The organism is Lapillicoccus sp., from assembly GCF_036559105.1.
GTDB lineage: Bacteria > Actinomycetota > Actinomycetes > Actinomycetales > Dermatophilaceae > Lapillicoccus.
The window spans coordinates 1-2,166 of record NZ_DATBTV010000119.1; the positions used below are offsets into that span (position 1 = coordinate 1).

Genomic DNA, 2,166 nt, shown 5'->3' on the forward strand with positions numbered 1-2,166 from the left:
CCTGGCCCGCACCGACGACGCGATCCAGCGCGGGGTCCGGGCCGGTGCGGCGGTCGTGCCGTCCGGCTTCTCGGTGCTCGACCGTGCGCTCGACGGCGGGTTCCGGTCCGGCGAGCTGGTCCTGCTCGGCGGTCCCCAGGGACTGGGCAAGACGACGATGGTCATGCAGATGGTCCGCAACGTGGTGCGCAACAGCGGCAGCGCGGTGGTCTTCTCGTACGAGCACGAGGGGCACACCCTGCTGGAGCGCCTGCTCTCGCTCGAGGCGAGCCTGGTCGCCGGCCTCGACGCCGCCCGGCTGCCCGCCATCCGCGCGGCGTTCGAGACGACCGGGCCGCCCGGGGCCACCCTCGACGACCGCCTGGCCCACCTCCGCGGGGTGCCCGAAGGGCTGCAGACGATGCGCCAGTATGCGGGCCGCCTCCACATCCACGAGTCCACCGGCTCGACGACGGACCTCGAGGAGATCCGCCGCGTCGTCGAGACGCTGCCGACCGAGGACGGTACAACCCCACTCGTCGTCGTCGACTACCTCCAGAAGGTGCCGGTACCGGGCGGTCCCGCTACCGAGGAGGAGCGGGTCACCATCGTCGTCGAACGGCTCAAAGACCTGACGCTGGACCTCGGCGTACCGATCCTCGCCATCGTGGCCGCCGACAAGGGCAGCCTCGTCGCGGGCAAGCGGATGCGGGTCCACGACCTGCGCGGCTCCTCAGCCCTGGCCTACGAGGCCGACGTCGTGCTGATCCTCAACAACAAGTACGACGTCGTCGCGCGGCATCACCTGGTCTACGACCTGGGCAACGCCGAGCGCTACAAGGCCTGGGTGGTCATGACCATCGAGAAGAACCGGCACGGCGTCGACGGGGTCGAGCTGGAGTTCCGGAAGGCGTTCGCCGAGGGCGGTCCGACGGGTCGGGCCAGTACGTCCTGGAGCAGCTCATCGAGGAGCGGGGTGTTCACCGAGTGACGCGTGGGGGAGTTGTCTACCCCGCATCGTGTCTCACTGGTTGAGACGACAGCCAACGAAAACTACCAACGCCAACCGGCCGCTTTCCGTGGGTCATGACCCTCGCCGTCGTCACTGACGCGGCGCTGGACACGATAGGGACCTATCCCGTCGGTGAGGCCGAACTCGCTGCACGGCAGGGGTTTCTGTGGGCCTTACCCGTGGTGGACGTCGGTTGCGCACGGTGGGCGCGGGCCCCAGCCCCGGGATCGGACGCTTTGTGCGACGAGGGTCAATGGTCCGTTGGGACTATTTCGGGACAACAGCCACCGGTCTAGCGTCCCGTCCCGTATCGGACACCCGTCGGGCGAGCCGTCCTACGGCACGGTCCTTCGAGTCAGAGCACGCGGCACCGGGGACGCATGAGCGCGCATCACGAAGCGGTTGGGGCGGGGCGGGTTCCCGCCCGGCTCGTGGCCGCCCTCGTCGCGCTCGCCCTCGCCGTCGGCCTCGTCCCCTGGCTGTTCCCGTCCGACTCGTCGTCCAGCCGCCCCGAAGCGACCTCCTCCTCGGCGGCGGCGCCGGCCGTCCCGGCGGTGCTCGCCGGCCCGGTCCGGGACCGCGCGGCCGAGCTGGTGGACGGGATGTACCAGATCTCCCAGATCCTCGGCGAGCTCTCCTCCCTCCAGGCGCAGGTGCAGGCGGTCAAGCAGTCGGCTAGCCAGCAGTTGCGGCAGATGGTCAAGACGGGCTCCAGGTCGACGACGGCCGCGCCGACCAAGACCGTGACCGTCAAGTCCGGGAGCTCGTCCGCGGCGCCGGTCCTGTCGGTCGTTCCAGTACCCCCGGCCGGCAGCGCGGACAACCCGGCCCCGCCCGGAGCGGGGACGGAGACGAGCACCGGCTCGACCATGCAGTGCGTACGCAGTGCCGACGGCAACTCGGTGACGTGCACCTCGGGCCGGTCGTCGAACACCCCGGCTCCCACCCCCACGCCCAACCCGTCGTCGACTCCGACCCCAAGCCAGACCCCGAGCCCGGCACCGAGCCCGGCACCGAACAGCTCGGCGACGCAGCAGACCACCTCGGGGGCGGGGGAGGCCGAGACCCAGCAGCTGAACGCACGGTCGGCGCCGGACACTCCGGTCGAGGGCGCGGACCTCGGCTCGGGCCAGCTGGCCTCGGCGGTGGCCACGGCCAAGGCCGAGTGGAAGGCC

The 2,166-nt window shown here is 71.2% G+C and carries 1 protein-coding gene and 1 pseudogene; both read left to right on the plus strand.

All coding sequences use genetic code 11. The features are described from left to right. Nucleotides 1–970 (plus strand): DnaB-like helicase C-terminal domain-containing protein (locus VIG79_RS15030; protein ID WP_331887096.1); only part of this gene is annotated, 970 nt, incomplete at its 5' end. 401 nt (nt 971–1,371) lie between these two features. Further along, nucleotides 1,372–2,166, plus strand: a pseudogene (locus VIG79_RS15035) (hypothetical protein); the annotation flags it as partial.